The sequence below is a fragment of the Bartonella queenslandensis AUST/NH15 genome, assembly GCF_000312585.1.
Taxonomy (GTDB): Bacteria; Pseudomonadota; Alphaproteobacteria; order Rhizobiales; family Rhizobiaceae; genus Bartonella; species Bartonella queenslandensis_A.
Map to the genome: position 1 here is coordinate 18,215 of NZ_HE997998.1, position 4,715 is coordinate 22,929.

5 protein-coding genes are annotated in these 4,715 nt (G+C 39.0%); all 5 read right to left on the bottom strand.

The window, feature by feature from the left end; genetic code table 11:
• Positions 1-491: cytochrome o ubiquinol oxidase subunit IV (cyoD, locus tag BN338_RS03980; protein ID WP_083868436.1), on the bottom strand; the 491-nt coding region annotated here is incomplete at its 3' end.
• Positions 491-1,159, bottom strand: coding sequence for a cytochrome (ubi)quinol oxidase subunit III (locus BN338_RS03985; RefSeq protein ID WP_039759269.1), 669 nt, complete (start codon positions 1,157-1,159; stop codon positions 491-493). The genes BN338_RS03985 and cyoD, both read right to left, overlap by 1 nt.
• Entirely contained in the window at positions 1,156-3,174 is a 2,019-nt protein-coding gene (cyoB, locus tag BN338_RS03990; RefSeq protein ID WP_039759272.1) for a cytochrome o ubiquinol oxidase subunit I, read from the bottom strand. The genes BN338_RS03985 and cyoB overlap by 4 nt, the downstream gene beginning before the upstream one ends.
• Before the next feature lie 74 nt (positions 3,175-3,248).
• Positions 3,249-4,220 (bottom strand): ubiquinol oxidase subunit II, encoded by a 972-nt coding sequence (gene cyoA / locus BN338_RS03995; protein WP_039759275.1) that lies wholly within the window; start codon positions 4,218-4,220, stop codon positions 3,249-3,251.
• Between the two features lie 124 nt (positions 4,221-4,344).
• The coding region (locus BN338_RS04000; protein ID WP_039759278.1) for a type II 3-dehydroquinate dehydratase at positions 4,345-4,715 on the bottom strand (371 nt) is incomplete at its 5' end.

The window sequence follows — 4,715 nt, forward strand, 5'->3', positions numbered from 1 at the left end:
ACTTTATCTACAGGAGTTTGCATACTTGGAACTTGCTCCATGGATATTTCTGAGTTTAATATCTTTTCTGGCTGTTTTCTTACGGATATATCTTTATTTGATAACTGCTCAGATACTGAAGAATCATCTACACCTGATATTTTCGGTTCAATAACACGTCCTGAGCCTCCCATCATATTATAATTCAAATGAGAAATAGCCCACCACGTACCTCCAATAACAATAAAAACGCAAATAGCAGCAAACCATAAAGCACTTAAATTCCACTTGGCATCTGGACCAGAATTCAAATGTAAAAAGAAAACAATTTGTACTATAATCTGAATAAGCGCCATCCCAATAAGATATACAACCTTTGTACTAATTGCCCAACTTTCCATCATTCCATACATCACAGGAATAAAAGAACCTAAGGTAAAAAATACAGCCAGAATAAAACCGACTAAATAGGAACCAATACTGGGACCATGTGTTTCATTTTGCATGCTCATCACAACGCTCCTAATAGATAAACCATGGTGAAAACACCAATCCATACAATATCAAGTAAATGCCAAAAAATGGAAAGACATGCTAAACGTGTTTTATTATTCTGATCTAAACCATTGCGTCGAAGATGAAAAAACATCACAACCATCCAAAGAAGACCGACACTTACGTGAATCCCATGCGTGCCAACCAAAGCAAAAAATGCTGACCAATAAGCAGAGAGAATTTCCCGTCCAAAAAGCTGTAAACCTGTTGCAGGATCAATACCCGCATAAGCATTTGGATCGTAATAAAAGACCTCACCCAATAATTCATGGAACTCGTAAAGTTCCATGGCAATGAAGCAACACCCAAATACAAAGGTAATAGCCATCCATAAACGCACACCACTGATGTTATTTTTATGGGCTTGTACCATTGCAAAGCCATAAGTGACAGAGGAAAACAATAAGAAAGCAGTCTCAACCAAAACAAACTTTAAATCTATAAACTCATTGCCCGCTTTACCACCACCATAAGAAGCAGAAAAGACAGCAAAACTTGAAAAAAGTGTCGAAAACAAAATCAAGTCTGAAAGAATATAGACCCAAAAACCAAACGTCATTACCGAACTACTATCGTGGTGAAGTTTATCCACAGTACTCGCATTATTCATTGTTACAGCACTCATACTGTCACTCCTTGTTCTTTAAGAACAGCTGTAAAAGCATCTTCAGTTTTTTGCACTTCCTCAGCTGGAATATAGTAACCATGGTGATCACCTGTTAATGAATGGCACACAAGCGTCGCAATAAAACCAACCAGTCCGATCGCAACAAGCCACCAAATATGCCAAACAAGGGCAAAACCAACAACTAATGAGAAGAAGCCAGCAATAATTCCAGCTGCTGTATTCGATGGCATATGAATTTTTGTAAATCCACTTGTTGGGCGTTGATAACCACTTTTCTTCATATTCCAATAAGCATCATCAGACTGTATCTTAGGAAGGTGGGCAAAATTATAGGAAGGAGGCGGTGAAGAGGTAAACCATTCAAGCGTACGTGCATCACCCCAAGAATCATTTAATGTTACTGGTAAGTGACCTTTATGCTTAATACCATACCAAATCGCCAAAACAACCTGTAATACAAAACAAAGGATACCAAGTAAGATAATCAAGGCACCTAGAGCAGCAATAATAAACATCGGCTGCCAACTAGGTTCCATGTAATGCTGAAGACGGCGTGTCGCACCCATTAAACCAAGCGCATAAACGGGGAAAAAGGCAAGGTAAAAACCAATAAACCAACACCAGAAAGATGCAATACCTAGTATGCGATTTGGTTTATAACCAAAAGCTTTTGGAAACCAAAAAGCAAGCCCAGCTAAATAAGCAAAAACAACACCTCCAATAATTGTATGATGGAAATGCGCTATCAAAAAGAGCGAATTATGAAACTGCCAATCAGCAGGGACAATAGATAATAAAACACCGGTTAATCCACCACCAACAAACGTAAAGATCATTCCCATGCACCAAAGCATCGGAGGCTCAAAGCGGATCCGACCTTTATACATCGTAAGCAGCCAATTAAAGACTTTTACACCTGTTGGAACTGCGATGATCATTGTCGCAATACTAAAGAAGGTATTTACAGCTTCACCGCCACCCATTGTGAAGAAATGATGTCCCCAAACAAGAAGCGAAAGAATTAAAATAACCACCATGGCCCATATCATGGAAGTGTAACCAAAGAGGCGTTTTGAAGAAAAAGTTGATACAACCTCAGAAACAATTCCAAAAGCAGGAACAACCAAAACATAAACCTCAGGATGACCAAAAACCCAAACATAATTAATCCACACCATTGGATTTCCACCACCAACATTGGTAAAGAAATTCATGTTTAAATAACGATCACATGCCAAGAGTGCAAATGCTACAGTTAAGACAGGATAAATAACGACAATAAGAACATTACTGACAAAAGCACTCCAACAAAAAACAGGCATTCTCATCATTGTCATTCCAGGAGCACGCATTTTAATTATCGTTGCAATAAAATTCACTGATCCCATTGTTGTTGCAATACCAGAAAGCTGAAGAGACCATAAATAATAATCTACCCCTGTATCCGGACTCGTTTGCAGTTCTGTAAAAGGTGGATACATCAACCAACCACCACGACCAAAATTACCAACACCTAGTGATATATTAATCAAAATCGCCCCAGCTGCCGTAATCCAAAAACCCAGATTATTTGCAAAGGGAAAAGCAACATCACGCGCACCAATTTGAAGCGGTATAAGATAATTAAAAAGACCAAATAAAATAGGTGTCGCCATGAAAAAAATCATGATCGTACCATGCGCCGAAAAAATTTGATCAAAATGCTCAGGGGGCAAATAACCTGCTGTTTCACTCCCAAGAGCTAAAGCTTGATGCGTGCGCATCATAAGCGCGTCAGCAAAACCGCGAACAAGCATAATAATCCCTAGAATTATATACATAATACCGATGCGTTTATGGTCAACAGTTGTAATCCAATTTCGCCATAAAACTCCCCACCACCCAAGCGCTGTTAAAGCAACAGCAGCAATCAAACCAACCACCACAATCGCGATACATGTATACAAAACGATTGGTTCATGTGCAAGCGCATGGAAAGCACCTGCCGTAGGATCTGTAAGTCTTCCAAACATTTTTCAACCCATTTCAAATGAAATTCAAGTTTAAAAGAAACCTTATATTAAAAGGGCTCTTTCCCTATTGATCCTTAAATAACATCAGGATCAAATACTGAACAAAGTGCACCCCACAGTGTCTGAGCAGCAGCACGCTTCATTAAATCTTCATTACATACCGTATTTTCATCGACACAGCGATTCACAATACGATAGTAAAGGCGCTTCTCAACAGGTGCAAAATAACGAACTTCAGCATCTTTTTCCTTCGCAGCAATATCACCCATACGAGGCGCAATAGAAAGTTGACGATAAGATGTACGATCAAGAGCTCGACCATTAGCCCGAGCTTTCACAATCCAAGCCGCAAAATCCTGCGAAGACACAGAATGCCACTTAAACCGCATCCCTGAAAAACCATCACCGCTGTAATTTGCTGAGGTTCCTTTAAATACTCCCTGTTCTTCAGCGACCAAATGCAACTTAGCATTCATCTGCGGCATAGCGTAAAGAACTGTACCCAATTTAGGAACCCAAAAGGCATTGACAGAATTTTCGGACGTCAATTGCAATAAAACTTGACGTCCTTTAGGCGCATAAATTTCATTGATCGATGCAACGCCATATTGAGGATAAATAAAAACCCATTTCCAATCAAGAGCTACAGCATCAATCTGCAATGGCTCTCCTTCACCCACAACCTCTACTGGAAGAGGATTTGCAGGCTCAAGCTTATAGGTATAATAAGCTGTTAATGAACCTAAAACCATTACAATTACAATTGGGATACCCCACATTACCGCTTCAATTTTATTTGAATGCGCCCAATCAGGAGAATAACTCGCTTTCGTATTTGATGCACGATATTTTATCGCTAAAAATACCACACTCACCATAACTGGAATGACAACGCAAAGCATAACAAGCACACAAGCAATAATCAAAATGAGCTGTTGACGTGCTACGTAACCTGACGGCTGAAGGACATCCATTTTACAACCAGTCAAAAGTAGTGCTCCCCCTAAAACTATAAGCATTTCTAATCGTCTAATACAGCTTCTCATCTTTATTTACCCCCGTCATACGCACTAAAAATTGTCATAAATATAATACCTCGTATTGTACAGATTTGAAAATAATTATCAAGTGAATTCAATGCCTATATTCCTCTTATCCAACGCTTACTCTTTACCTTTTACAATTTATTAATCGTTTTGCAATATACTCAAGCGCAAACCGATATCCATCACTTCCGCACCCACTTATGATAGCATCTACACCTGCAGATGTATAAGAATGATGGCGAAAAGCTTCACGTTGATAAATATGGGATAAATGAACTTCTACTTTCGGTCCTGGAAACATTTTTAGAGCATCAAGAAGCGCAACAGATGTATGACTGTAAGCCGCAGGGTTGATGATCAATCCAGAACTTAACCCTATTGCCTCCTGTATCCATTCTACGAGCTGCCCCTCATAGTTACTTTGATAAAAATTTATGATGACATCAGCTCTTTTTGCCCATTTTCTGCAAATTTTTTCAATATCTTCTAAAGTTT

Excerpts from the sequence above, each read along its gene's own strand:
- BN338_RS03985 (WP_039759269.1), bottom strand. The coding sequence starts at position 1,159 with ATGAGTGCTGTAACAATGAATAATGCGAGTACTGTGGATAAACTTCAC.
- cyoB (WP_039759272.1), bottom strand. The coding sequence starts at position 3,174 with ATGTTTGGAAGACTTACAGATCCTACGGCAGGTGCTTTCCATGCGCTT.
- cyoA (WP_039759275.1), bottom strand. The coding sequence starts at position 4,220 with ATGAGAAGCTGTATTAGACGATTAGAAATGCTTATAGTTTTAGGGGGA.